This is a genomic window from Flavobacterium sp. GW821-FHT11G01, assembly GCF_058808175.1.
In genome coordinates this window covers 453,248-478,285 of sequence record NZ_JBXARK010000001.1, presented here as the reverse complement: position 1 = coordinate 478,285, position 25,038 = coordinate 453,248, and the positions used below count along the sequence as shown (strand labels likewise).

At 33.0% G+C, this 25,038-nt stretch carries 21 protein-coding genes; 12 read left to right on the top strand and 9 right to left on the bottom strand.

Going from position 1 to position 25,038, the window contains the following annotated elements; all coding sequences use genetic code 11:
• Positions 1 to 58: 58 nt before the first annotated feature.
• On the top strand, positions 59 to 1,348 hold the full coding sequence (gene thrC, locus AC1RRN_RS02115; protein WP_492965705.1) for a threonine synthase: 1,290 nt from the start codon (positions 59 to 61) through the stop codon (positions 1,346 to 1,348).
• Between the two features lie 79 nt (positions 1,349 to 1,427).
• On the opposite strand, the gene AC1RRN_RS02110 is transcribed toward thrC, so the two are convergent.
• Both AC1RRN_RS02110 and AC1RRN_RS02105 read right to left on the bottom strand, forming a co-directional pair.
• Positions 1,428 to 2,150, bottom strand: a complete 723-nt coding sequence (locus AC1RRN_RS02110) for an RloB family protein (protein ID WP_492965704.1) — start codon at positions 2,148 to 2,150, stop codon at positions 1,428 to 1,430.
• A gap of 3 nt (positions 2,151 to 2,153) precedes the next feature.
• A complete protein-coding gene (locus tag AC1RRN_RS02105; protein WP_492965703.1) occupies positions 2,154 to 3,365 on the bottom strand; it encodes an AAA family ATPase in 1,212 nt (403 codons plus the stop codon).
• Between the two features lie 603 nt (positions 3,366 to 3,968).
• Here AC1RRN_RS02105 and AC1RRN_RS02100 point away from each other — a divergent pair.
• The 7 genes from AC1RRN_RS02100 (at position 3,969) to AC1RRN_RS02070 (ending at position 11,691) form a co-directional block, all read left to right on the top strand.
• A complete protein-coding gene (locus AC1RRN_RS02100) occupies positions 3,969 to 4,910 on the top strand; it encodes a hypothetical protein (RefSeq protein WP_492965702.1) in 942 nt (313 codons plus the stop codon).
• A gap of 20 nt (positions 4,911 to 4,930) precedes the next feature.
• A complete protein-coding gene (locus tag AC1RRN_RS02095) occupies positions 4,931 to 7,450 on the top strand; it encodes an FAD-binding oxidoreductase (protein WP_492965701.1) in 2,520 nt (839 codons plus the stop codon).
• A gap of 19 nt (positions 7,451 to 7,469) precedes the next feature.
• Positions 7,470 to 8,054: a hypothetical protein gene (locus AC1RRN_RS02090; protein ID WP_492965700.1), complete on the top strand. Its 585-nt coding sequence runs from the start codon at positions 7,470 to 7,472 to the stop codon at positions 8,052 to 8,054.
• A gap of 71 nt (positions 8,055 to 8,125) precedes the next feature.
• The gene (locus AC1RRN_RS02085; protein WP_492965699.1) at positions 8,126 to 8,347 is read left to right on the top strand and encodes a hypothetical protein; all 222 of its coding nucleotides are present in this window, start codon (positions 8,126 to 8,128) and stop codon (positions 8,345 to 8,347) included.
• A 477-nt stretch (positions 8,348 to 8,824) separates the two neighbouring features.
• Positions 8,825 to 10,357: a S10 family peptidase gene (locus AC1RRN_RS02080; protein ID WP_492965698.1), complete on the top strand. Its 1,533-nt coding sequence runs from the start codon at positions 8,825 to 8,827 to the stop codon at positions 10,355 to 10,357.
• A gap of 47 nt (positions 10,358 to 10,404) precedes the next feature.
• A complete protein-coding gene (locus AC1RRN_RS02075) occupies positions 10,405 to 10,911 on the top strand; it encodes a GNAT family N-acetyltransferase (protein ID WP_492965697.1) in 507 nt (168 codons plus the stop codon).
• A gap of 231 nt (positions 10,912 to 11,142) precedes the next feature.
• Positions 11,143 to 11,691 carry a HutD family protein gene (locus AC1RRN_RS02070; protein WP_492965696.1) on the top strand — a complete coding sequence of 183 codons (549 nt, stop codon included), beginning with the start codon at positions 11,143 to 11,145 and terminating at the stop codon, positions 11,689 to 11,691.
• Between the two features lie 340 nt (positions 11,692 to 12,031).
• Here AC1RRN_RS02070 and AC1RRN_RS02065 read toward each other — a convergent pair whose 3' ends face one another.
• The 3 genes from AC1RRN_RS02065 to AC1RRN_RS02055 form a co-directional block, all read right to left on the bottom strand.
• Entirely contained in the window at positions 12,032 to 12,415 is a 384-nt protein-coding gene (locus AC1RRN_RS02065) for a DUF3037 domain-containing protein (RefSeq protein WP_492965695.1), read from the bottom strand.
• Positions 12,405 to 13,187 (bottom strand): HipA family kinase, encoded by a 783-nt coding sequence (locus AC1RRN_RS02060; RefSeq protein ID WP_492965693.1) that lies wholly within the window; start codon positions 13,185 to 13,187, stop codon positions 12,405 to 12,407. Before AC1RRN_RS02060 ends, AC1RRN_RS02065 begins: the two co-directional genes overlap by 11 nt.
• Before the next feature lie 138 nt (positions 13,188 to 13,325).
• A complete protein-coding gene (locus AC1RRN_RS02055) occupies positions 13,326 to 14,174 on the bottom strand; it encodes an NAD(P)H-hydrate dehydratase (protein ID WP_492965692.1) in 849 nt (282 codons plus the stop codon).
• Between the two features lie 360 nt (positions 14,175 to 14,534).
• On the opposite strand from AC1RRN_RS02055, the gene gcvT reads away from it, so the two are divergent.
• From gcvT to AC1RRN_RS02040, 3 genes are all read left to right on the top strand, one after another.
• A complete protein-coding gene (gcvT, locus tag AC1RRN_RS02050; RefSeq protein ID WP_492965691.1) occupies positions 14,535 to 15,617 on the top strand; it encodes a glycine cleavage system aminomethyltransferase GcvT in 1,083 nt (360 codons plus the stop codon).
• Between the two features lie 180 nt (positions 15,618 to 15,797).
• Positions 15,798 to 17,828 carry a S41 family peptidase gene (locus tag AC1RRN_RS02045; protein WP_492965690.1) on the top strand — a complete coding sequence of 677 codons (2,031 nt, stop codon included), beginning with the start codon at positions 15,798 to 15,800 and terminating at the stop codon, positions 17,826 to 17,828.
• A 214-nt stretch (positions 17,829 to 18,042) separates the two neighbouring features.
• Positions 18,043 to 18,756 (top strand): YebC/PmpR family DNA-binding transcriptional regulator, encoded by a 714-nt coding sequence (locus AC1RRN_RS02040; RefSeq protein ID WP_007811539.1) that lies wholly within the window; start codon positions 18,043 to 18,045, stop codon positions 18,754 to 18,756.
• Between the two features lie 92 nt (positions 18,757 to 18,848).
• Here AC1RRN_RS02040 and AC1RRN_RS02035 read toward each other — a convergent pair whose 3' ends face one another.
• Entirely contained in the window at positions 18,849 to 19,751 is a 903-nt protein-coding gene (locus tag AC1RRN_RS02035; RefSeq protein ID WP_492965689.1) for a LamG domain-containing protein, read from the bottom strand.
• Positions 19,752 to 20,170: 419 nt separating this feature from the next.
• Here AC1RRN_RS02035 and AC1RRN_RS02030 point away from each other — a divergent pair, with 419 nt between their 5' ends.
• The gene (locus tag AC1RRN_RS02030; RefSeq protein ID WP_492965688.1) at positions 20,171 to 20,362 is read left to right on the top strand and encodes a hypothetical protein; all 192 of its coding nucleotides are present in this window, start codon (positions 20,171 to 20,173) and stop codon (positions 20,360 to 20,362) included.
• Positions 20,363 to 20,480: 118 nt separating this feature from the next.
• Here the strand turns inward: AC1RRN_RS02030 and AC1RRN_RS02025 are convergent, their stop codons facing one another.
• The 3 genes from AC1RRN_RS02025 to AC1RRN_RS02015 form a co-directional block, all read right to left on the bottom strand.
• Positions 20,481 to 21,395 carry a LamG domain-containing protein gene (locus tag AC1RRN_RS02025; RefSeq protein WP_492965687.1) on the bottom strand — a complete coding sequence of 305 codons (915 nt, stop codon included), beginning with the start codon at positions 21,393 to 21,395 and terminating at the stop codon, positions 20,481 to 20,483.
• A 347-nt stretch (positions 21,396 to 21,742) separates the two neighbouring features.
• Positions 21,743 to 22,783 carry a cysteate synthase gene (capA, locus tag AC1RRN_RS02020; protein WP_492965686.1) on the bottom strand — a complete coding sequence of 347 codons (1,041 nt, stop codon included), beginning with the start codon at positions 22,781 to 22,783 and terminating at the stop codon, positions 21,743 to 21,745.
• A 71-nt stretch (positions 22,784 to 22,854) separates the two neighbouring features.
• A complete protein-coding gene (locus AC1RRN_RS02015) occupies positions 22,855 to 24,915 on the bottom strand; it encodes a S9 family peptidase (RefSeq protein WP_492965685.1) in 2,061 nt (686 codons plus the stop codon).
• Positions 24,916 to 25,038: the final 123 nt, after the last annotated feature.

The following is a 25,038-nucleotide window of genomic DNA, read 5'->3' as shown; positions in this document are numbered from 1 at the left end:
CAAAAAGCTAAAGATTAAGACTAATTACTAAGGACTAATAACTAAGAACTTAACAACAATGAAATACTATAGTTTAAACCATAATGCACCAGAAGTTTCATTCAAAGAAGCTGTAATACAAGGATTAGCAAGTGATAAAGGATTGTATTTTCCGCAAATCATTACGCCTTTAAATCCTGCGTTTTTTAATGTAATCGAAAATTTAAGCCATAACGATATTGCTTTTGATGTGATTCAGCAATTTGTGGGCGATGACATTCCTGAGGACAATTTAAGAGAAATTATTAAAGATACTTTGTCTTTTGATTTTCCGGTTGTGGAAGTTGAAAAAGGGATTTATTCGTTAGAATTATTTCACGGGCCTACAATGGCTTTTAAGGACGTTGGAGCACGATTTATGTCACGTTGTCTGGCGTATTTCAATAAAGATAAAAAAGACAGCAAAAATACCGTTTTAGTAGCGACTTCCGGAGATACGGGCGGTGCGGTTGCCAGCGGATTTCTAGGTGTTGACGGTGTTGATGTAGTGATTTTATATCCGTCAGGAAAAGTGAGCGACATTCAGGAAAAACAATTGACCACTTTAGGAAAAAACATTAAAGCACTTGAAGTTGATGGTGTTTTTGATGATTGCCAGGATATGGTGAAAAAAGCGTTTTTAGATGAAACTTTAGCGCACAAAAACCTGACTTCGGCGAATTCTATTAATATTGCGCGCTGGTTGCCACAAATGTTCTATTTCTTCTTTGCTTACAAAGCGTTGAAAAGTCAAAACAAACCGTTGATTTTCTCTTGCCCAAGTGGAAATTTTGGGAATATCTGTGCCGGAATTATGGCAAAGAAATTAGGTTTGCCAATTGAGCATTTTGTAGCGTCTACCAACGTAAACGATACTGTACCAAGATTCTTAGAAAGCGGAAAATACGACCCAAAACCTTCTAAAGCAACGATTTCGAACGCTATGGACGTTGGAAACCCAAGTAACTTTATTAGAATTCAGGAATTGTACAATAACGATTTAAAAGCTTTCGAAAAAGATTTCTCATCTTACAGTTATACCGATGAAGAAACACTCGAAGCCTTAAAACAAATTTATAATACCGACGGTTACATCGCAGAACCACACGGCGCTGTGGGTTATTTAGGTTTGAAAAAAGAATTACAAAAACACGATAACGCGATTGGTGTTTTCTTAGAAACCGCGCACCCAATTAAATTCTTAGATGTTGTTGAACCTGCTTTAGGCATTACACTTCCGATTCCAGAACAAATTGAAAGTGTTATGAATGAGGATAAAGTTAGTGTGAAGATTAAGACTTATGAGGAGTTGAAGGCATTTTTGAGGTAATTTTTTCTCTTATAAAATTTTAAAAGCCAAGAATTAAATTAATAATTCTTGGCTTTTATCATAAACATACTTAGTAAAACTAAGCATCTCTATCTTTAATTTCTTTTATTAATTCTTCTGATTCTCCAATTAATTCCTTAACTAAAAGATGAATTAGAGTACAAGGATTATGAATAGCATAATTTTCACAAGTATGTGATGCGATCAATTGCTCTGCCCATTTTATAGCTTGAGTTTGATTACCATATTTCTCTAAAATCTGATACATTTCTGTACTATTCTTTTTATACTCAAACTTTTTAGGCTTTTTGCTTTTAGATTCTTTCGCTATTTTAGCGTTTATTTCATCTTCTATAGCTTTCTTATATTCTGTTCTAGACATTGAGGTATTTCTATATTGAAAATGTAATAAATACCAAAGTTCAAAAGCCTCATTAGACCATCCCACTTTAATGTCTTGACTATTTGCTAATTGAATCGCTCCGTTAAAATTATCTGGACTAAAACTATCTCTATCAAAAACAGTCCAAACTCTATCATATTTTTGACTAGACTTATCCCTCGCTTTGATAGTTCTTTTTACTAAATCCTTGGTGTTAGAACCTTCTCCTAATGTATCTATTGTATAAACAAATGATTTTATATTTGATTTAAATGATTTAAAATAATTAGGTTCTGTTTTTTCTCCTTCACAAACTATTAAAAAATAAACTCGTACTTCTTTAGTGTTCTGTTTTCGTTTATTTTCTGTTCTTTTTTGTCTCTTAAGAACAGCATTATCAATTTTAATAATATTTGCCATATATTATATCTCTTGAAAGTTTGAAATATAAGGAATAGCGCCGTAACGTCCCATTATATAATCTTTTTCAAAACTTCTATCTTTTCTAATTGTATTTCCATCTTCATCTTTAAATTCAAGTAAAGAATACAAATCAGTAGCTTCACAATTATTTTTTTCTGTAAACCAAATTTGATCTCTTCTAAAAAGTTTTGCACCAAGCAAATTAGTGTCATGAGTAGTAAAAACTAGTTGAGCATCATTAGGATTTGTTTCTGGGTTATTGAATAATTTAATAATTTCTTGAGTTAAAATGGGGTGTAATTTCGCATCTAATTCATCAATAAATAAATGCAACCCAAGCGAGAGTGTAAAAGCAATATGACCCGAAATATCAAAAACCTTATTAGTTCCAGAAGATTCATGTTCCACTAATTTAAATTCACGTTCCCCAACTATTTTTCCATTATCATCAAAAATATTATGAATAGTCTTAATCCGTTTTTTAAAAGTTTCATTAGAATCCGTTTCAAGATGAAAAGATCGAAAACCTAAATTTAATCTATTTATTAGTTTTTCAACTGTATCTTGATAACTGTCGGTTTGATGCATCAAAGAGGTCATATTAATGGACTTCTCATGCTCTACACCAGATTGTATAAAAATATAAGAGAAACTTCCCATTATTTGCTTACCTATTTCAATATTTAATTGATCTAACAAAGATATAAACAAGCTATTATCCTTTGTATTTTCAATAAACATTTTTGCCTCCTCAAAAATATCAGCTACTCCAATTCCATCAATATTTCTAATAAAATATAGAGTTTCTTTTTTTGAATTCTCATTCAATATATATAGCCATTCTTCATGAATTCTTTCATTATCAAGCTCAAAACCATATCTATATCTTTTTCCATATTTAGTGAATAAAATTTCAAAATGACTCGGTAAATTAACTGTTTTATCACTGAGTAAAAAAGGTTTCGCATTTAGTTTATCCGTTGAATTTAATTTGGATGAGTTTCTAACTGTTTCAACCATAAATTCTAAAGCTTTAATAAAATTACTTTTACCACTAGAATTTGCTCCATAAATAACAGCTGAACGAAGTATTTTATATTTGCCCTTTTGTACAACATTCTCTTTATATTCAGTAATACTAGAAGCTTCTAAACTAAATGTTTTTTTTTCTTTAAATGACAAAAAATTCCCAACTGTGAATTCTAACAACATATCTATGATTTTAATTTGAGAAATTTTCTCAATTTCAGAACAAATGTAATTAATAAGATTTAATTAAAAACTTATTTTAACAAAACATTCATTAATCATTTTAACTGAGATTTTTATTACAATAATTAAGATGAAAAAACGCTCTACGAAGTATTCTTAATTAATAGCAACGCTTGCTGTGTGAAGTCCCCCCGCTAGAGCGAGCGTCCCGCTCGTGAACACAAAGAAATTCAAAATCAATTGGAACGTTCACGAGCGGGACGCTCGCGCTAGCAAATAAAACTTACTTCTCTGCATAAATGACCTCCCAACATCCATCGTTTAGGTTGTTTGGTGCATCGTTTAGGTTCCGAACCTCAAATTTTACGTCGGGAACCTAAAAATATACGTTGCCTGACGTCAAATTTCACGTCATGAGCGTCAAATTTTGGGATCTTGACCTAAATGATGAGGCTCGCAACCTAAATGATGAGGTTCAAAACCTAAACGATGCATGATAGAACCTAATCAGAGATTTAAATTATTTGATAGCTTTCCATTTCTAATTCTCAAATTAGTTTTCCGCAAGTAAAATTACTATGTTTGAAAGACCAAAATCTACTTATGAAGAGACGCAACTTTCTTAAAACATCATTACTTTTTGTCACATCGGTACAATTGTTTCCTAACAAATTGCTTGAATCCACTTTATTCCTTAGAAGTAATTTCAAATACATTTATACGAACTCAAAACTTAAAAATCAGTTCTTTTTATTTTTGAAAAACGTGTTTAATTTATATCCAGAGGAAGAATTCCATAAATTAATTTATGACAACACGATTTCAAAAAGCACTGATAAAGAGATTTATACGGCAACGCAATCGCAGTTAGACGACATTACCCCTATGTTATCGAGCGTTCGTTATCAGCTTCCGGCTTTGATGCATCAAAAAAATGAGATGTCAGTTGAGACGGTTTCTTTGTTGGGAGAAGGCACATCTTATAATGGTTATTTAGAAATTGGTTCTTCGGGACGATATCTGGATTATCTGGAAGAAAGCATTTCCATCAAAGGAAAAAGATATTATGCTGATGGCCGAAAACCAAAATACTCCTTTACCGAAATGGTCGAGCGCGGTCAAATAGCTGTTGGCGCAGAATACATTCCCTTTACCAATTACGAAACCAAATTTGGAGATCATGTTCCGCACAATAGTGTTGATTTGGTTACTGTTTATATCGGTTTTCATCATTGTCCTTTAGAATTGCGAACACAATATATTTCTTCAATCAGAGATACGATGCGCGTGGGCGGAAAATTGATTTTAAGAGATCATAATTGCGATACTGAAGATCAAAAAGTATTGGTCGCATTGGCACACGATGTCTTTAATCTGGGCGTAAATGAAACCTGGGAATACAACGCCAAAGAGGTTCGGAACTTTTATTCCTTAGACTTTATTTGTGCTTTTGTTGAAAACATCGGATTTAAATTCAACAAAAAAACATTGTACCAAAAAGGCGATCCTACCAAAAACGCTTTAATGGTTTTCACAAAAATATAATCTCTTTTCTATACGCCTTTATGAAGAAAATCTACCGTTTTATTCAATTGCTATTTACCTGGTTACTAAAAATTATACAATTCATTTGCACCGGAATCAAAAAAGCGATTCAGTTTATCAATAGAAAAAAACGCAGGGCAGTTCCGTTTTACGGTTTCCTTTTATTCGTTTTATACATTTTCTTATTAATCCAATTCTCCGGTGATTCAAAATTCGACACCACGATTGATAATAAAACGCTGAATGATATCACGCAAATAAATCCGATTCAAGTCAACGAAATTATCAAACCCAAAACGGTCAACGAGATTGTTTCTGCTATAAAAAATACGACCGGACCTATTTCGATTGGCGGTGGAAAATACAGTATGGGAGGTCAAACGGCCTTCGAAAACAGTTTGCATATTGATATGCGATCTTTTGATAAAATCATCAATATCGATAAAACCAAAAAGCAGATTACAGTGCAAGCCGGAATTCGTTGGAGAGACATTCAAACCGTAATTGATCCTTTAAATTTGTCGATCAAAATCATGCAAACGTATTCTAATTTTACGGTTGGCGGAGCGATTTCGGTAAATTGTCATGGAAGATATGTGGGTTATGGTCCTATTATTTCATCGGTTTTAGAATTGAAAATTATTACCGCAAATGGTGCCATCATCATTGCAAACCGACAAGTAAATCAGGATGTTTTTAATGCTGCAATAGGCGGTTATGGCGGAATTGGCGTTATCGCCGAAGTTACTTTGCAATTGGTCGACAACGAAAAAGTAGAAAGATTCCACCAGGTCATGCCGATTGAAGAGTACAAAACTTATTTTGATAAAAACATTAGAAATAACCAAAATATTATTTTTCAGAACGGGAATTTATATCCGCCGAAATACGACAAAATAATGAGCATTTCATGGGAGAAAACCACAAAACCGCTAACCGATACCGACCGTTTAATCGATGAAACTCAAAATTATTGGCTGGAATCAAACTTGTCTGGAGTGGTTTCCTGGGGAAATTCGGGAAAATGGATTCGCGAATACGCGATTGATCCTTTGTATTTTATTCCGAAAACGGTTCGATGGCGCAATAAAGAAGCAAGTTATGATGTGAAGGAATTAGAACCTTCTTCTCGCGAAAAGTCAACATATGTGTTGCAGGAATACTTTATTCCGGTGGAGAACATAAAATCCTTTATTCCGAAAATGACTGCTGTTTTTCAAAATAACAAAGTCAATGTTATCAATGTTTCGCTAAGACATGCCTTGCCAGATCATGAAAGTTATCTTTCGTGGGCACGAAAAGAAGTATTTGCTTTTGTGATTTATTACAAACAAGGAACCAATCCCGAAGCAAAAGAACATGTCAAGAAATGGACACTTGAAATGACAGACGCTATTTTAAGCGAAAACGGAACCTGGTACCTTCCCTATCAGCCTCACGCGACGGTTGAACAATTTCAAAAAGGCTATCCAAATAGTGCCAAATATTTCGCTTTAAAAAACAAATTAGATCCGGATCAACGCTTTACAAACAAATTACTGGACAAGTATAATCCGTATACGAAAGACAACTTAGCGCATCAAAAAAAGAAAATAAAAGAATACTTCAGAGCAGAAGAGCAAACGATTCTGACGGTTCCTGAATGGTATTTGGTTTACAATCCAAAAGAATATGCAGATTATTTAAAAAGTGGCAAAAATCCATCTGATTTTCCTTTTTATAAATCGATTGATGAATATTGGAAACTGTATGATCGTTCGATAAAACTAACTTCAAAAGCCTATCCTGAAAACGGCGAATATAAAACGATGTTGCAAGTCATTGGCGTAAGCATGACGATGGAATATGGCGCGAAAATTCTTTACGAAAATACAACGGGAAGATTCTTTTCTTTATTTGCAGAAGACAAAATATCCAAACAAGAAGAAATCATAATTGAAGCTCAAAACGCTTACAGTCATTTTATATACCAAACGGCCTGGTATGAATTTGAATTTCTGCCGTGGGTTAAAAAAGTATGGTCTGCCTCTGATACTTCGGATTGCAGTACTTTACGAAAATGGGAAAGAACGCTGTTATTTACAGCCGAATTTTCGTTTAAAGCTTTTTATTCCAAACTTATTGAGTGGGGCGCGAAATCCAGCTACGAAACACCATCTAATCTTATTTATTTAATCGTTTCTAATACTGATGCTATTAAAGAAAGTAAAGACCTAAAAATCATCAAAAAAGGAAATGGCGACAAAATGATTATTTCGATTACCCGTTGGGAAATTTTCACTAAGGAAATAAAGAAACTTGCCGATCAGGATGTAAAAATCTATGAAATTTCCGGTAATGATGAAATTGCGGTTTCTGTAATTATGAAAAAATCACAAGATCTAAATTCGAAGGATATTAAGTTATTGTATCAATCCCGAATTGTTACAGATGATGGTTTAAAAAGGAATGTTTACTTTATGCCGGTTGAGCAGTTATTGCCTTTTATTAAGAAGGCTAAGAGTGAAAATGTTACGGTTGAACATGTTTATGATTATTAAATAATTAAAAGATAAAACTATGCTAAAAAAAATCGCTTTCCTTTCGTTAATTCTGTTGGTATCTTGCCAAAAAAATGAAACCATTCAAAAAAAGAATGAGGATCCAAAGGCATTCGAAGAAAAAACTTTTGATATTGGAAGATCTGGAAAAGGCAATGATTTAGTCGAAAACTTGTATCAGGAACTGGTAGATAAATCTCCTGAATTGACAGCTTTAGAAAACGAATTAAATGAAGTGAAGGCCAGAGATACAACTGATGTTTTTTATAATTATGATCAAAAATCTGATGATTATTATAATTCTGCAGAAAGCCATATTAATGGTATAAGGGATAGCGTATTGAAACATAAAATGATAAATTTAATTACGAAAAGTAACGATAAATATGCCTCTCAAAAAGCTGATCTGGAAAATTTAATAAAGACTATTAATCTAAAAAGAAGCGAGATAACTGACTATCATAATACTTTAAAAATTATTTTAACGATTCCGCTTATTGAAGAATATCAAAAGCAACATTTACCAAATAAATCTCCATTTGAGAAATTAATTGAAAAAGAAAATCAATTGCTTGAAAAGATAAAAAGCAATATTCCAAAATAGTAATCGGAAAGAAAAAATGTTATTATTGAACATGTTTATGATTATTAAACTTTAAAAAACATAATTTAAAGATGAAAGAAGAACATAAAGTTATCCTCGATTTAATTGCATCTTATCTAGAACAAAACCCAGATCAAAGATTTGGTCAGGCACTTTTCAATCTTAGTGTTAATGAATTTCAAAAAACTACTGATCCCAGAAATCCAAATTATAACATAAGAGATATTCATGGCGACAATGATCTGGATATTATTAAACGAATTAAAAATCGATTGGACTTAATGAATTCTTGAAAAGCAAATAATTTAAAACAGAATTATGGAAAAGTTATTTCTAATATTGATTATTCAGATGTTAGCTTATGGCTTAGTTGATCATTTTAAAATTAAATATGGTCATTTCATAATTCTATCAATATTTCTATCACTTTTTTTAATTGTCTTTCCTGTTTATTTCAGGATTGATGAAGAAACAGAAGAAAAATCAATGTTCTGCTTTTATAATATGTTTGCCTATTTTCAAGTGTATTGGAATATTGGTATTACAATGGTTATAGTTTCTCACTTTACTTATTGTCGCATCATTAACAGAAGATCAAAAAGTTCTTAACCAGAATTGATTCATTTCTTTAACAGAATATGTTTTTAACGAAGAAAGTACATCATCCCACGAGACTAAAAATCATCACTTGCTATTTTTTTATATCTTTAAAAACTCTAATTATACTCATCTATTTAGAATACTGAAATTCAATAACACACTCTAATTCTATGAAAAAAACATTAATCTTATTTCTTTTAGCTGGATTTTTCACTTCATATGCTCAGGATTCAAAACCGAAAATCACCGCTACACCTCCCGTTACAAAAGAAGAAAATTCACCTGCGAACCTTACTTTCAATCCAGATTCTCAAGTAGTCACCAATCATACAACCACAATAAAAGGACAAAAAGTTGCTTATAAGGCAACAACCGGAACTATGCCAGTTTGGGACGAAGACGGAAAAGCAATTGCCGGATTATTTTATACGTATTATGAACGTTCTGATGTAAAAGATAGAAATTCTCGTCCTTTAGTTATTTCGTTTAATGGTGGGCCTGGATCTGCTTCAGTTTGGATGCAGATTGCTTATACGGGTCCAAGTTTGTTAAATATTGATGATGAAGGCTACCCTTTGCAACCTTACGGAATAAAGGAAAACCCTTATTCTATTTTAGATGTTGCTGATATCGTTTTTGTAAATCCTGTTAATACAGCGTATTCAAGACCTACAAGCAAAGAAATCCCTACTACAAAATTCTTCGGTGTAAATGCCGACATTAAATACTTAGCCGATTGGATCAATGGTTTTGTAACCCGCACTAATCGTTGGGCTTCACCAAAATACTTGATAGGAGAAAGTTATGGCACAACCCGAGTTTCCGGATTAGCACTTCAATTACAAAACAATCAATGGATGTATTTAAACGGAGTGATTTTAGTATCTCCTACTGAGTTAGGAATAACGCGTGGTGTTGTTTCTGATGCTGCTCTTAAATTACCTTATTTTGCCGCTACTGCCTGGTATCACAAAGTGCTTAGTCCTGACCTCCAAAATAAAGATTTAACTGATATGTTACCGGAGGTTGAAGATTTTACCATAAACGAACTTCTTCCTGCACTGAGCAAAGGAGGATTTTTGGACGAACAAAAAAGAAAAGAAATTGCCACTAAAATGGCACGTTATTCTGGTATTTCAGAGAAAGTTATTCTGCAAAACAATTTAGACGTTCCTTATGATTATTTTTGGAAAGAACTGTTAAGAGATAAAGGCTACACAGTAGGAAGACTTGATTCAAGATATAAAGGAATTGACCGCAAAGACTCAGGCGAAAGTGTCGATTTTAATGCCGAGCTTACTTCTTGGTTGCATTCTTTTACTCCTGCTATCAATATGTATGTACGCAATAATCTTAACTACAAAACTGATTTTAAATACATGATGTTTGGTTCTGTACATCCTTGGGACAGATCTAATGATAAAACAGGAGAAAATCTAAGACAAGCCATGGCACAAAATCCATATTTGCATGTAATGGTACAATCAGGATATTATGATGGTGCATGCGACTATTTTAATGCTAAATACGATTTATGGCAAATGGATCCAAGCGGAAAACTAAATGGCAGAATGTCATGGAAAGGCTACAGAAGCGGTCATATGATGTATTTGAGAAAAGCCGACCTAGAAACTGCAAATGAAGACATCAGAACATTTATTAAACAATCGTTACCTAAAGCGGCCGAGCCTGCAAAATATTAAATCTGATTTCTAATCAGAAAGAAGCTAAATTACAAGTACTATAATTCATGATTTCAAAAGCAACATTAGCAGATATTCCTGCTTTGAATATATTAGTCAATTCCGCATACAGAGGTGAAACTTCTAAAAAAGGCTGGACAACAGAAGCCAATTTATTAGAAGGAAAAAGAACCAACGCGGAAGAATTGACGGAAACGATTCTGAATCCGAAGAATACCATTTTGAAATATACGGAGAACGATCAAATCATTGGTTCCGTTTTATTGGTCGAAAAAGAACATCAATTGTATTTGGGAATGCTAACTGTTTCACCTGAATTACAAAACAGCGGAATCGGAAAAAAGATGCTCGCTGAAGCCGAAAATCATGCCAAAACTTTAGGTTTGTCGAGTATAATTATGACGGTTATTTCAGTTCGTGAAGAGCTTATTGCGTGGTACAAACGCCACGGTTATGTTGATACTGGCGAAAGAGAAGCTTTTCCTGAAAGCGAAATTCATGTTACGATTTCTGATGCGCCTTTGGAGTTTATTTATTTGGAGAAGCTTCTTTGAGAATCTTATTTCACAGAGATTCACAGAGATTTTGCATGGAGATTCGCTGATTTTTTTTAATCACGCAAAGACGCAAAGTCGCAAAGTTTTCTTTTAAAATTTTCTTTGCGACTTTGCGCCTTTGCGTGATTTTTAAATTCTACACGTTAGACGCACTGCTGTGCGTCTCTACAAAAAAACCTTTGTCCCTTTGTAACTTTGCAACTTTGAACCTTTTTTTTAAAATAAAAAATGAACATACGCCTTTTGTCTAAAAAAGATAGTAAAGCCTCTATTTGGAGCGGTGGATTGACATATGAATATATGATATATCCGGAAACAGCAAACTATGCCGATAGAGATTTTGTATTCAGAATAAGCAGTGCTTCAATTGAGCAAGAGCCATCAGAATTTACGAAATTTAAGGGTTATTACCGGTATTTGGTTATGCTTGATAACTGCTTGCATATTGAAGTAAATAAAGAAAAAAAAGTATATGAGAAATATGAAATCATGGAATTTAATTCCGATGACGAAGTGACTTCTTATACAAAAGGTATTGATTTTAACTGGATGGTTTCTGATAAAATAAGTCATCATCAACTGAAAACAACGACTGGTAATCAAAATTGTAATGCTCAAATAATAATTTTATTTTCATTACATACGACAGTTATTAGAATTAATGAGAAGTCATACAATCTTGAACCTCATGATCTGTTAGTTATTGAAAATCAAAAAAAGGAAAATATAATGCTTCATTTTTCTAATGAATGCCTATTTGGAATATTGGATTTTTGATTAAAAGTTTTTTTCCATGAAGGCACAAAGACACTAAGCTTTTTTAATCTCGCAAAGACACAAAGTCGCAAAGAAATTAGCTAAAGTTACCATACAGTTTGTCATTTCGACGGAGGAGAAATCCTCGCAAGTAGCTCCGCACAGAAATGTTGCCAATCTTTGTAGAGTTTCTTGCGAGGATTTCTCCTCCGTCGAAATGACAAGATTGCGGTTAATGTATAAAATAAAAAACTTTGCGACTCTGCGTCTTTGCGAGATTTTCACAATACGTTACACGCACTGCAGTGCGTCCCTACAAAAAACCTATGCCCCTTTGTTCCTCTGCCTCTTTGTCCCTCTTTTAAAGAACCAACTCTTCAAACAAACGATTAATCGTTTTCTCCAAATCCTTACATAAACCAGAATGCGGTCTTGACGTTTGAATTGCTGAGCTACGAATCGCTGTTAACCAGCGAAAACGCTCTGGAATATCCATTGCGCCAATTGGTCCGCCGTCTTTATCTCCATCTGCAATTTTGTTTAGGGCTGTTATGTTGCAATGCAATTGCTCAATATCAAAATCGTTGGAAAGGGCTTCTACTTTGGCGTCATCAATATGGGATAATACTTTTATAAATTTGGCTTTTTTGCAAAATAAAATGATTCCAATATTTAGGAATTCTTCGCGCTCTACTCTGGGTACCACGCGAATTACGGCATACTCATATAAGTGACTATCTTGCATTTTGAGCTTGATTTACAAAGATTTCGGAATTATTTAATCTTGTCTGCAAAAATTGTAAGTATACATTTCGCAAAGCTTCTGGCGTTTCATCGGTATCTTCCCAAACCAGCCATTCTTCCGGAATTGTATTGACAATTTCTTCTAATTTTTCATTGGTTAAAAGCGATTTGAATTCGGCATCAACTTCTTTTAAAAGTGAAGCCTGAGGCAGTAAAACATGATCTTTGATCAATGCAAACGGACTTTTGGCATGTTGTTCCCAATTATTCCAGGAATGATGAAAATACAAACAAGCGCCGTGGTCAATCAGCCACAATTCTTTATGCCAAATCAACATATTGGTGTTTCTGAATGTTCTGTCTACATTCGTGATATAAGCATCAAGCCAAACAATTTGAGATGCTAATTTAGCATCGACAGTTGTCACAACAGGATCAAAAGTAATCGCACCTGACAAAAAATGAAGTGCTAAATTTAATCCCTGACTTCCTTGTAGTAAATCCTGAATTTCTTCGTCACCCTCAGATCTTCCAAAGGCTTCGTCCAGATTGGCAAAAACCAATTCCGGAAGCTGTAGTTTTAAGGCTTTTGCAATTTGTCCGCCAACTAATTCGGCTATCAGGGCTTTTATGCCGTGACCGGCTCCTTTGAATTTTAGGACATATTTAAAATCGTCATCGGCTTCTGCCAAAGCGGGTAAAGAACCGCCTTCGCGCAAAGGCGTGATGTAACGCGTAACATTTACCGTTCTGAGATCGAAATTGTTTTTCATAAATACAAATCTACTAATTTAGATTGTTAGATCTTTAGACTTCTTAGATTTTTAGATTTTAGAAAAAAGAAGCTAGAATAAAGAAAAAAGACTTCTCGGGATCATGAAAATTATCTAATTATCTAATTGGCACATTTTCTAATTTTCTAACAGCAAAAAAGCTTTTCCCAGGTTTTCAATAATATCTGAAGCAATAAAAGATTGATAACCTGTTTGCGGTAAAGCAATATCTGCAGTTAAGCCGTGAAGGAAGATACTTAATTTTGCTGCATATTTAGGTTCGTAGCCTTGGGCTAGAAAACTTGTTATGATTCCGGTTAGGGTGTCGCCGCTTCCTGCGGTTGCAAGGGCAGCGTTTCCGGTTGTGTTTTCGTAGATTTCCTGTTTGTTGATGATATAGGTTGGCGCACCTTTCATTACTATAATCACTTTGTATTTTTCTGAAAAAGCAATTGTTTTTTGAAACTTTTCGGATTCCGAATTCCATTTTCCTATTAAACGTTCCAATTCTTTTGGATGAGGTGTTAAAATGGTGTTTTCAGGAACTAATTCAAGCCACGATTGATTTTCTGCTAAAATATTCAACGCATCAGCATCGAGAACTAAAGGTATTTTATTGCTTCTCAAAAATTCAAATAACGCTTTTTGAGTAGCGAGCTCCTGCCCGATTCCAGGACCAATTCCAATTGCTTGTGGAATCAATGGAAGATGGATATTGGTTATAAAATTCGTATTTTCATCAGTAACAACCATAACTTCGGGAATGGAAATTTGCAGAATTTGATAACCACATTTTGGTGTAAAAGTGGTTACGAGCCCGCAACCCGATTTTAGGCAGGATTTTGAGGCTAAAACGGCTGCTCCAATTTTGCCATAACTTCCGGCAATAATCACAGCGTGGCCCTGAAGTCCTTTATGTGTGTGAGGATTTACAGGTTTGTAGCTTTTTAGGATTTCTTCCTTTGTGATTAAAAATGGAGTTTTCATCTTAAGACTTTTGTTTGTGCTATATTTAAACACATAGAATCATAGTTTTTTTTGCGTAGAAAGGCGTTTCACTTGTTTTAATAAACATAGCTATATTTAAAAAGCATGATTTTATGATTTGATTTATTTCTAAAAATGTTTCTTATAAAGTTACATAAAATTTGAAGAAAAAGTTCTTTCTTAATACCTAAGTCCCCTAGCCCTGATAGAAGCGGTATCCTTTTTGTTTTTTCTTTAAAAACAAAAAGATATAGCGGATAGCAGGAAATAGCTCCTAAATATTGCGAAATTTATAATTTTGACTATCCATTTTCGATATTTTTTAAATAAATTTGCGACTCACTTTTACAAAACAACACAATGAAAAATACTGCGCTTACGCACATACATGAGAGTTTGGGAGCGAAAATGCTGCCTTTTGCCGGTTACAACATGCCTATTACCTATGAAGGCGTAAATGCTGAACACGAAACAGTTCGTAATAGTGTGGGCGTTTTTGACGTTTCGCATATGGGCGAATTTTTACTTACAGGACCAAATGCTTTGGCTTTGATTCAGAAAGTAACTTCGAATGATGCTTCGACATTGACAATTGGAAGAGCGCAATATTCTTGTTTACCTAACAATGACGGCGGAATCGTTGATGATTTGATTGTGTATAAAATGAAAGAAGAAGAGTATTTACTTGTTGTAAATGCTTCGAATATTGAAAAAGACTGGAACTGGATTTCATCGCACAATGATTTGGGTGTTGAAATGAAAAACCTTTCTGATGATTATTCTTTATTGGCAATTCAGGGACCAAAAGCGGTTGAAGCAATGCAACCTTTGTCTTCAATAGATTTATCGGCTATTGCTTATTATCATTTTGAAGTAGCAGATTTTGCTGGTTTTAATGATGTAATTATCTCTGCAACTGGTTATACAGGTTCTGGCGGATTTGAAATTTACTGCAAAAATGCTGATGCTGAAGCGATTTGGAATAAAGTTTTTGAAGCTGGTGCAGCTTTCGGAATTAAACCAATTGGACTTGCAGCTCGTGATACTTTGCGTTTAGAAATGGGATTCTGTTTGTACGGAAATGATATTAACGACACGACTTCTCCGCTTGAAGCTGGTTTAGGATGGATTACGAAATTCAATAAAGATTTCACGAATTCTGAAAGTTTGAAAAAACAAAAAGAAGAAGGTGTTACTAAGAAATTAGTTGCTTTTGAAATGCAGGAACGTGCTGTACCAAGACATGATTATGAAATTGTTGATGCTTCTGGCGCTGTAATTGGTGTTGTAACTTCTGGTACAATGTCGCCTTCTATGAATAAAGGAATTGGTTTAGGATATGTTACGGTAAACAATAGCGCTGTTGACAATGCTATTTTTATCAGAATCAGAAAAAATGATGTTCCTGCTAAAGTCGTAAAATTGCCTTTTTATAAGAAATAGTTTTTGAGACTTATATAAATTTAAGAAATGCATTGCTGATAAAGTGATGCATTTTTTTTTACAAATTGATTGTGCATTTCATCGAAAACAAATCGTTTAAATGTAAGATATTTTAGAAAAAATATAACTTTTAATCAAAAAAATAAGCGTAATTTTAAGGTAAACGAAGATCTTCGATTTATGAAAAAAATACTATTATTTTTTTTGATGACTACAAATGCTCTATTTAGTCAAAATAGCGCAGCCACATGCGAAATCTTAAGCAAGATAAACAGACTTATTCAGACCGAACATATTAGACCAAAACCAGTAGACGACAGTTTATCCATTTTTGTATTTGATAATCTTATTAATGAACTGGACCCTTCAAGAAACATTTTTTTTAAGACTGAATACGATGAATTATCCAAAAAATATCGTGTTAGTTTAGATGATATGATTATGGAAGGAGATTGCAATTTCGTAGCCGATATTTCTGATAAATACAGAGACGGATTACTTAGAACTAAAACAGTTTTAGAAAAAATTCAGACGGGGACTATTGATTATACTAAAAAAGACACGATTCGGTTTTATAAAAAATCATTTCCTTTTTATCTTAAAAAAGAAGATTTAGAGAAAGTCTGGCTGAAAAAATTACGTTATCAGATTTTAGATGATATGGCTGAAACGAGTGATAATCTAGATTCTATTAAAGCGAATTTCAAATCGATTGAACAGGCTTCGAGAACTACTATTTTAACCAATGAAATTTGTCGTTTCAGTACGCTTTTAGAAACAAATACCAAACTGGAAGAGAAACTGTATAATTTCTTTTGCACTTATTTTGATCCGCATACAGCCTATTTTAGTGATGATTCTAAATCGAGTTTCGTGGCTTCTCTATCAAAAGAACATTTATCGCTTGGAATGACGGTTAATTTGAATGAGAAAAACGAAATTATTATTGACGAAATAGATCCAAACGGTCCTGCTTTTAAAACGGGACAAATAAAAAAAGGCGATCAGATTGTTTCTATCTCTAACCATAAAGATACATTACAGGTTTCTTGTGCATCTCTGGAATCTATTTCTACCATGATTTTATCAGAATCCAATAAAAGTATAACGCTTACGCTAAAAAGGAATTCAGGCAAAAGTTTCGACGTTTACATCGAAAAGCAAGTTATGAAAGATGAAGAAAATTCTGTTTTTAGTTTTATTGTAGGCAAGGAAAGTAAAATTGGCTACATCAAGATTCCGAGTTTTTATGCTGATTTAGATGGTAACAGCCGAAAAGGTTGTGCCGATGATGTTGCCCGCGAAGTAATAAAACTAGACCGCGATAATATAAAAGGTCTTGTAATTGATTTAATTGACAATGGCGGCGGATCTATGGAAGAAGCTATCAAATTGGCTGGAATGTTTGTTGATTATGGCCCGCTTTCGATTGTAATAGACAACAAACAAGGCACATCTGTTATTAACGATCCTTACAGAGGAATGATTTATAAAGGTCCGATTGTAGTGTTGGTGAATAGCAATACAGCTTCGGCAAGCGAGTTTTTTTCTTCAATATTACAAGATTACAATCGCGCATTAATTTTGGGCAGCAATACGCTTGGCAAAGCAACAATGCAAACCATTCTTTCGCTTGATGAAGAAAAAAATACTGATTTTTTAAAAATCACTATCAATAAATTTTACAGAGTAACCGGAAAAAGTCATCAATATATAGGAGTTGCTCCAGATGTTATTGTACCGGAATTTTATGAAGATGTTTATCAGAAAGAAAGTGATTTTCCGACCGCTATTAAAAATGATAGTATTGAGCCTTTTTTAAAATACAAACCATTTGTAAAACGACCTTTAATTGATAAACTTGCCCAAAGTAGCAGAGCACGATTGGCCGATAATTATTATTTTAATGATGTAAAAAAGATAAATTTAAAAATAGATCAGTTGGTTAACACTCCAAAATCAGAAATTCCAATGACAATTGATGCTATTTTTAATCAGAAAAAAATAGTGAATTCTCTTTGGAAAGAGATTAACACGTTTAATGATGAAAACAATCCTTTGGACGTTTATAACTCTACTGTAAATCAATTTTTGTTAGGCGTTTATCCCACAGAAAAGACAATAAATCAATATCAGATCGATAATCTGAAAACAAATCCATATTTAAACGAAGCTGTAAATATTATTACTGAATTTAATGCGTCGAAATAATTTCAGATTTCAGGTTTCTCATATAAAAAATTCCGTTCGCAAAACGAACGGAATTTTCATTTTACAGACTCCAACAACTTGAAACCTCAAACCTGAAACTTGAAACATTTAATTTTTAACATCTAACTTCTAACTAACTCTAAAAAAGAATACGTTTGATTTTGGAAAAATAAGGAATAACCGTATTTTTGCATCACAAAACTAAAAATTAGAAATGGGAAGAGCGTTCGAATTTAGAAAAGGAAGAAAAATGAAACGTTGGTCAGCAATGGCCAAAACATTTACCAGAATTGGTAAAGACATCGTTATGGCTGTTAAAGAAGGCGGACCAAACCCAGATGCCAATTCTAGATTAAGAGCTGTAATACAAAATGCGAAAGCGGCTAACATGCCTAAGGACAATGTAGAGCGCGCGATAAAAAATGCTAGTAATAAAGATACTGCCAACTATAAAGAAATTTTGTTTGAAGGATATGCTCCTCACGGAATTGCAATTTTGATTGAAACAGCATCTGATAACAATAATAGAACCGTAGCAAACATTCGTAGTTATTTCAACAAATGTAACGGAACTATGGGAACTCAGGGTTCTGTTGAATTTATGTTTGACCATACTTGTAACTTCAGAATTGCAAAAGGAAATCTTGATCCTGAAGAATTAGAATTAGAATTAATTGATTTTGGCGCTGAAGAAGTTTTTGAAGACGAAGACGGAATCTTAATCTATGCTCCTTTTGGAAGCTTTGGAGCTTTACAAAAAGAATTAGAAAACAGAGGTCTTGAAATTTTATCTTCTGGTTTTGAGCGTATTCCTCAAATTACTAAAGAATTAACCGAAGCGCAAATCGCTGATGTCGAAAAACTAATCGAGAAAATTGAAGAAGATGATGACGTAATGAACGTTTATCATACAATGAAAGAGGAATAATATTCTCTTTATATAAATAACAAAAAGCCCTGAAAATTTCAGGGCTTTTTGTTATTTATAAATTTATTTAATTCATTTTCTATCCTAATAATTTATTTCTTATTTGTTACTTTAATCAAATAAGTTCCTTCTGGTAAATCACCAATATTAGAAGCGTTGCTTCCCATTATTTGTCTTCCTTGCGAGAAAACTTCAACAGTTTTAGTAATACGTGTTTCATTTGTTGGAATAGCAGGAGTAGCACTTTTTGCTGCAACTGTAGCTTTAGTAATTGGTGTAGAAGTCGATTTCTTAACCGCTGCTGAAGCCTGAGCAGTTTCAGTTACAGTTTTAACAGTTGGTTTTGAACTATTGTAAGATTCCATAACTTGTTCGCCTGTCATGGCAACATTATATATTTTAAGATCGTCTACATCAGCATTTATACTAGCTGCAGCGTTTAATTGCCCTAATCTAAGTATATAACCTTTAGTTGCACGAGGAATTCCATCTACAGCTTTTAATAATTCACCATTACGATATATTTTTGAGCTATTACCGTCGTAAGTAATACAATATTGATACCAAACCTCTTTTTGTAAGGGAACTGAAACTACAACATTATTTGAATCTCCCCAACCAACTAAACTCGCGTCTGAATTGCCAGCATATACAGCTTGTTGCAATAAACCAAAATACTGTGTATTCACTGAACTACCATAACCCAAAATATAATTTGCCGAAGTAATAGAATTAAATTTCACCCAAACAGATATTGATCTTGGTTTATTCTCCTGTGGAAGATCCCCTACCATTCCTTGCAAAACTTTGTTATTAATGCGTTGAGCCCCTTTAAGAACTCCCATTCTATCATTTACAAAATTAGGTGTTCCTAAGAGGGAAATTGTATTATCTGTATTGTTTAAAGTTCCGTTGAAATTAAATTCCTGAACTGGATTTTGTGCATTTGTATTTAAAAAGCTTACCAACATTAAAGTGAGTAATAATTTCTTCATATCGTAGGTTTTTGGGGTATTATAGAAAGCGCATTTATAATTGATTTACTATCTTCAAATAATCAAAATTGATGACTAAAAACTATTCATTAGATTTATTTATACTTTTATAAATTTTGTTAAAACTATAAATTTAATTCAATTTTACAAATATTTTCCACGTATAAATACGGCATTCTCACTGAAATAAAAAACATTAACACTTTAAAAATGCTATAATCACATATTTGTAAAAACATTTTTACAAATACTCAATTGTTTTTTTAAGAATGATTTTCTATTTCCAAAAACGCAATACACTTCTGTATAATTTAAACCTTAAAAAAACATTGTTTATAATGATTTTAAACTGAAACCGAGAATTATGAAAAATCATATTAACCATTATATTTGCGCTACCTCAAAAAAAAAACAATTTTATGAAAACATCAAAATACACAAAAGTTGCCGTAATCATTATGGTTATCTTATTTGTCGTGCTTAGCGTAATAAGCTGTAGCACACATACACATAGCACTGGTCCAGGTAAGATTCCGCCAGGACAGGCAAAGAAAATGTCAGGTAGCAAAAGTGCTAAAGCCTATGCTCCGGGACAGCAGAAAAAACATTAATAAAAACAAAAAAGCCTTTTAAAATCCAACTTTAAAAGGCTTTCTGCACTATTCAAAAAATTTAATTCCTACTAACACAAAAAAACTAACTAACTATTTATAAACCAAATTTTCATTTCTATTTTGATGTTATTCTATTTGAAGGTTTATTTGTTATCTTCAACAAATAAGTTCCTTCTGGCAAGTCATTAATATTCATTGCATTGTCACCAGCTATTTTTTGGCCTTGCGAATATACCTCAACATTTTTAGTCACTCCATTTACATCACTAGTTGCAATAATTGCACTTGATGAGGCAGCTTTTGAAGCAATTTTTACTTTTTCTGTAGTTTTGCCAGGTTTTGAAACTGGCAATGATTCTGCAATTACTATTGCTGGCTTGGAACTATTATATTCTTCTAAAATTTGCTCATCTGTCATTGCAACATTATATATCTTTAAATCATCGATGTCAGCATTTATACCTATGGTTGTATTTATTTCTCCTAGTCTAAAAATATTGCCTTTTGTAGAACGATTAATTCCGCTTACAGATTTCAATAACTGTCCGTCCCGATAAATTTTAGAAACTGTCCCATCAAAAGTAATACTATATTGATACCATGTATTTTTTACTAAAGGCGTCGAAACAACAACATCATTTGAAGCACCCCAACCAGCCAAACTTAAATCAGAATTAGAAGAAGTCGTCCCTTGCTGTAGTAAACCACAATATTGAGCATTGTATGCGGTTCCGTAGCCCCAAATGTAGTTTGCGTTTACAATATCATTTAATTTTACCCAGATAGTAACTGTCCTGGCTTTATTATCCTGAGGAAGGTCAGTTATAATAGCTTCCATTCCTTTATTAACTAAACGCTGAGCACTGTTTGCAATTCCATTTCTATCGACAACAAAATTATTTGTTCCCATAAATGAAGTTGTATTTTTAGAATTAATCAAAGTTCCATTAAAAGTGAATTCCTGAATCGGGTTTTGAGCACTCACATTCAAAAAACTTACAAACATTAAAGTGTGTAGTAATTTTTTCATAATAGCAGATTTAGGGTTATAAAATAACATTGTGTCATTTTAACACTGCTAATCTATATTATTATGTATTTGAGCGAAAATTTTTTCGACAACGAACCTAAATAATCGTTTAAATAACCAAAATTGATAGTTTTAACCGTTCAATTGTATTTATTTATAAGTTTAGGAATATTATTAAAATTATAAAGTTACTTCAATCAAAATAAAAAATTCTTACGTATAAATACGGTATTATCAAATTTACACAGCAATACTAAAAAACAAGCTTCGTTCTAAAATTTAATATTTAAACAAAAAAAACTCCAAATTATTTATTTGGAGTTTTTATATTTTAAAAAAGCTTTTGTTTATTTTACAAATTCAATTTTTTGAACTTCTTCTTCATTAATGCTATCAAAAAATCCTTGCTCATTCATCCAGTCGTCGCTAAATACTTTGCTCATATAACGAGAACCGTGATCAGGGAAAATGGCAATGATATTACTATCTTTTGTAAATTCACCCTCTTCAGCATATTGTTTTATAGCCTGCATAACTGCTCCTGAAGTATATCCGACAAATAAACCTTCTTTACGAGTAATTTCTCTTGCCGAGTGCGCACTCTCTTCGTCGGTTACTTTCATAAATTTATCAATAATATCAAAATCTGTAGCAGATGGGATTAAGTTTTTACCTAAACCTTCAATACGATAAGGATAAATTTCTTTGTTATCAAATTCTCTTGTTTCGTGGTATTTTTTCAATACTGATCCAAAAGCATCAACACCTAAAATTCTAATATTTGGATTTTGTTCTTTTAAGAATTTAGCCGTTCCAGAGATTGTCCCTCCAGTTCCACTGCAAGCGATAAGGTGTGTGATTTGTCCTTTTGTTTGTTCCCATATTTCTGGTCCTGTACTGTTGTAGTGTGCATCAATATTTAACTGATTAAAGTATTGATTGATGTAAACAGAACCTTTTGTTTCTTCGTGTAAACGTTTGGCAACATTATAGTAAGATCTTTCATCATCTGCTGAAACGTGAGCCGGGCAAACATAAACTTTTGCACCTAAACTTCTCAACATGTCAATTTTGTCTTTTGATGATTTTGAACTTACGGCCAAAATACAGTTATAACCTTTAATAATGCTTACCATTGCCAAACTAAAACCTGTATTACCAGATGTAGTTTCGATTATGGTATCACCTGGTGATAGAATTCCTCTTTTCTCGGCTTCTTCAATAATATATAACGCTATTCTATCTTTTGAGGAATGACCCGGATTAAAAGCTTCTACCTTTGCGTAGAAATTTCCTTCTAACTCTTCGGTGATTTTATTTAGCTTAATAAGTGGGGTGTTACCTATTAATTCTAAAACATTATTATAAGCATTTATTTCTTCTTTCATAAAAAAATAGTTAATCAAAGGCATTTTAAAATAACCCCTGATAGGTTGCAAATTTAACAAAAATTTTCTAATTAGCTTTTAATTTTCTCTAAATCTAATAAAAAACTAAATTCTTTTGCTAAGTCTTTTAAAGCTTCAAATCTTCCTGAAGCGCCACCATGTCCAGCATCCATATTGGTATCTAAGAACAAAACATTGTCATTTGTTTTCATAGTTCTCAACTTAGCGACCCATTTCGCAGGTTCCCAATACTGCACTTGTGAATCGTGCAATCCGGTGGAAACATACATATTAGGATATTTTTGTGCTTTTACATTATCATATGGTGAATAAGATAACATATAATCATAATATTTCTTATTGTTTGGGTTTCCCCATTCATCATATTCTCCGGTTGTCAACGGAATACTATCGTCAAGCATTGTTGTTATTACATCTACAAAAGGCACCTGAGCTATCACTCCGTTGTACAATTGTGGGGCTTCATTTACGATAACTCCCATCAAAAGTCCTCCTGCAGATCCTCCTTCTGCATACAAATGTTCAGAAGAAGTAAATTTTTCGTTAATTACAAATTTAGAGCAATCGATGAAATCTGTAAAGGTATTTTTCTTTTTTAACAGTTTTCCGTCTTCGTACCATTGTCTTCCTAAGTCTTCTCCACCTCTAATATGAGCGATGGCGTAAACAAAACCGCGGTCTAACAACGAAAGTCTGGTCGAAGAAAAATAGGCATCCATTGTGATTCCGTACGAGCCATATGCATAAAGCAACAGCGGATTTTTACCATTTTTCTCTAATCCTTTTCTGTAAATCATCGAAATTGGCACTTTAACACCATCTCTGGCAGTCGCCCAAACTCTTTCTTCGATGTAATTTTCTTTATCAAATTTTCCACCTAAAACCTGTTGTTCTTTTAAAATTTCTTTGGTTTTGGTTTTCATATTAAAATCGATTACAGACGAAGGCGTTGCTAGCGATTGGTAGCTGTAACGTAAAACATCGGTATCAAAATCAATATTTGTTGTGGTGTAGGCATTATAAGTTTCACTCCCAAAAGGCAAATAGTAATCCGGTTCGTCACTCCAGGGCATAATTCGAATATGATTCAATCCGTTTGAGCGCTCTTCTACAACTAAATAATTTTTAAAGATTTCAATATCTTCCAGTAAAACATCTTCGCGATGCGGAATAAGATCTGTCCAGAATTTTTTTGCTGTTTTGTTTTCAGGCGTTTTCATCAACTTAAAGTTGGTTGCCTTATCTTTATTAGTTAAAATGTAAAAAGAGTCTTCATAATGCGAAATACTATATTCCAGACCACGTACACGAGGCTGAAAAACTTCAAATTCCCCATCAGGATTATCTGAGTTTAAAATTCTGTATTCAGTCGTTAAAGTACTTCCTGAACCAATTACAATATATTTCCTGGATTTTTCTTTGCTGATTGAAACATTAAAGGTATCATCGGTTTCATCAAAAACCAAAACATCAGTTGCAGAATCGCTATTTATTTTATGTCTGAAAACCTTATCAGATCTTAAAGTAACTTCATCTTGTTTGACATAAAAAATAGTTTTATTGTCATTTGCCCAAACAGATCCGCCAGTTGCATTCTCTATTTTATCATTCAGAATTTCATTTGTTTCTAAGTTTTTAATCTGAATGGTATAAATTCTCCTTCCAACAAGATCAAGTCCGAAACTCGCAAATTTGTTATCAGGACTGATACTTAAACCTCCTAATTTAAAATAAGCATGTCCTTTTGCCATTTCATTGCAATTGAACATAATTTCTTCATCAGCAGAAAGGCTTCCTTTTTTTCTTGAAAAAATTGGATAATCCTGTCCTGTTTCAAATCGGGTAATATAATAGTAACCATTATAAAAATAAGGAACAGAGGAATCATCTTCTTTAATTCTGCCTTTCATTTCTTCGTACAAAGATTCCTGTAGGTCTTTTGTGTGCGAAGTCATGTTTTCATAATAAGCATTCTCCTGATTTAAATAATCGATAACTTCCGGATTTTCTCTGTTGTTGAGCCAAAAATAATTATCGATTCGGGTTTCTTTATGTTTTTTTAAGTTTTTTGGAATTACTTTGGCCTGTGGAGCCGTTATATCGTTTTGCATTGATTAAGCATTAATTTTTATATAAGACAAGGCAAAAATACTACAAACACAATAGAACAGAATTAATATTTTCATAAAATATTGTATTGATTTAATACAGCAATATACTAATTTTGTCTGAAA

Excerpts from the sequence above, each read along its gene's own strand:
- thrC (WP_492965705.1), top strand. The coding sequence starts at position 59 with ATGAAATACTATAGTTTAAACCATAATGCACCAGAAGTTTCATTCAAA.
- AC1RRN_RS02110 (WP_492965704.1), bottom strand. The coding sequence starts at position 2,150 with ATGGCAAATATTATTAAAATTGATAATGCTGTTCTTAAGAGACAAAAA.
- AC1RRN_RS02105 (WP_492965703.1), bottom strand. The coding sequence starts at position 3,365 with ATGTTGTTAGAATTCACAGTTGGGAATTTTTTGTCATTTAAAGAAAAA.
- AC1RRN_RS02100 (WP_492965702.1), top strand. The coding sequence starts at position 3,969 with ATGAAGAGACGCAACTTTCTTAAAACATCATTACTTTTTGTCACATCG.
- AC1RRN_RS02095 (WP_492965701.1), top strand. The coding sequence starts at position 4,931 with ATGAAGAAAATCTACCGTTTTATTCAATTGCTATTTACCTGGTTACTA.
- AC1RRN_RS02090 (WP_492965700.1), top strand. The coding sequence starts at position 7,470 with ATGCTAAAAAAAATCGCTTTCCTTTCGTTAATTCTGTTGGTATCTTGC.
- AC1RRN_RS02085 (WP_492965699.1), top strand. The coding sequence starts at position 8,126 with ATGAAAGAAGAACATAAAGTTATCCTCGATTTAATTGCATCTTATCTA.
- AC1RRN_RS02080 (WP_492965698.1), top strand. The coding sequence starts at position 8,825 with ATGAAAAAAACATTAATCTTATTTCTTTTAGCTGGATTTTTCACTTCA.
- AC1RRN_RS02075 (WP_492965697.1), top strand. The coding sequence starts at position 10,405 with ATGATTTCAAAAGCAACATTAGCAGATATTCCTGCTTTGAATATATTA.
- AC1RRN_RS02070 (WP_492965696.1), top strand. The coding sequence starts at position 11,143 with ATGAACATACGCCTTTTGTCTAAAAAAGATAGTAAAGCCTCTATTTGG.
- AC1RRN_RS02065 (WP_492965695.1), bottom strand. The coding sequence starts at position 12,415 with ATGCAAGATAGTCACTTATATGAGTATGCCGTAATTCGCGTGGTACCC.
- AC1RRN_RS02060 (WP_492965693.1), bottom strand. The coding sequence starts at position 13,187 with ATGAAAAACAATTTCGATCTCAGAACGGTAAATGTTACGCGTTACATC.
- AC1RRN_RS02055 (WP_492965692.1), bottom strand. The coding sequence starts at position 14,174 with ATGAAAACTCCATTTTTAATCACAAAGGAAGAAATCCTAAAAAGCTAC.
- gcvT (WP_492965691.1), top strand. The coding sequence starts at position 14,535 with ATGAAAAATACTGCGCTTACGCACATACATGAGAGTTTGGGAGCGAAA.
- AC1RRN_RS02045 (WP_492965690.1), top strand. The coding sequence starts at position 15,798 with ATGAAAAAAATACTATTATTTTTTTTGATGACTACAAATGCTCTATTT.
- AC1RRN_RS02040 (WP_007811539.1), top strand. The coding sequence starts at position 18,043 with ATGGGAAGAGCGTTCGAATTTAGAAAAGGAAGAAAAATGAAACGTTGG.
- AC1RRN_RS02035 (WP_492965689.1), bottom strand. The coding sequence starts at position 19,751 with ATGAAGAAATTATTACTCACTTTAATGTTGGTAAGCTTTTTAAATACA.
- AC1RRN_RS02030 (WP_492965688.1), top strand. The coding sequence starts at position 20,171 with ATGAAAACATCAAAATACACAAAAGTTGCCGTAATCATTATGGTTATC.
- AC1RRN_RS02025 (WP_492965687.1), bottom strand. The coding sequence starts at position 21,395 with ATGAAAAAATTACTACACACTTTAATGTTTGTAAGTTTTTTGAATGTG.
- capA (WP_492965686.1), bottom strand. The coding sequence starts at position 22,783 with ATGAAAGAAGAAATAAATGCTTATAATAATGTTTTAGAATTAATAGGT.
- AC1RRN_RS02015 (WP_492965685.1), bottom strand. The coding sequence starts at position 24,915 with ATGCAAAACGATATAACGGCTCCACAGGCCAAAGTAATTCCAAAAAAC.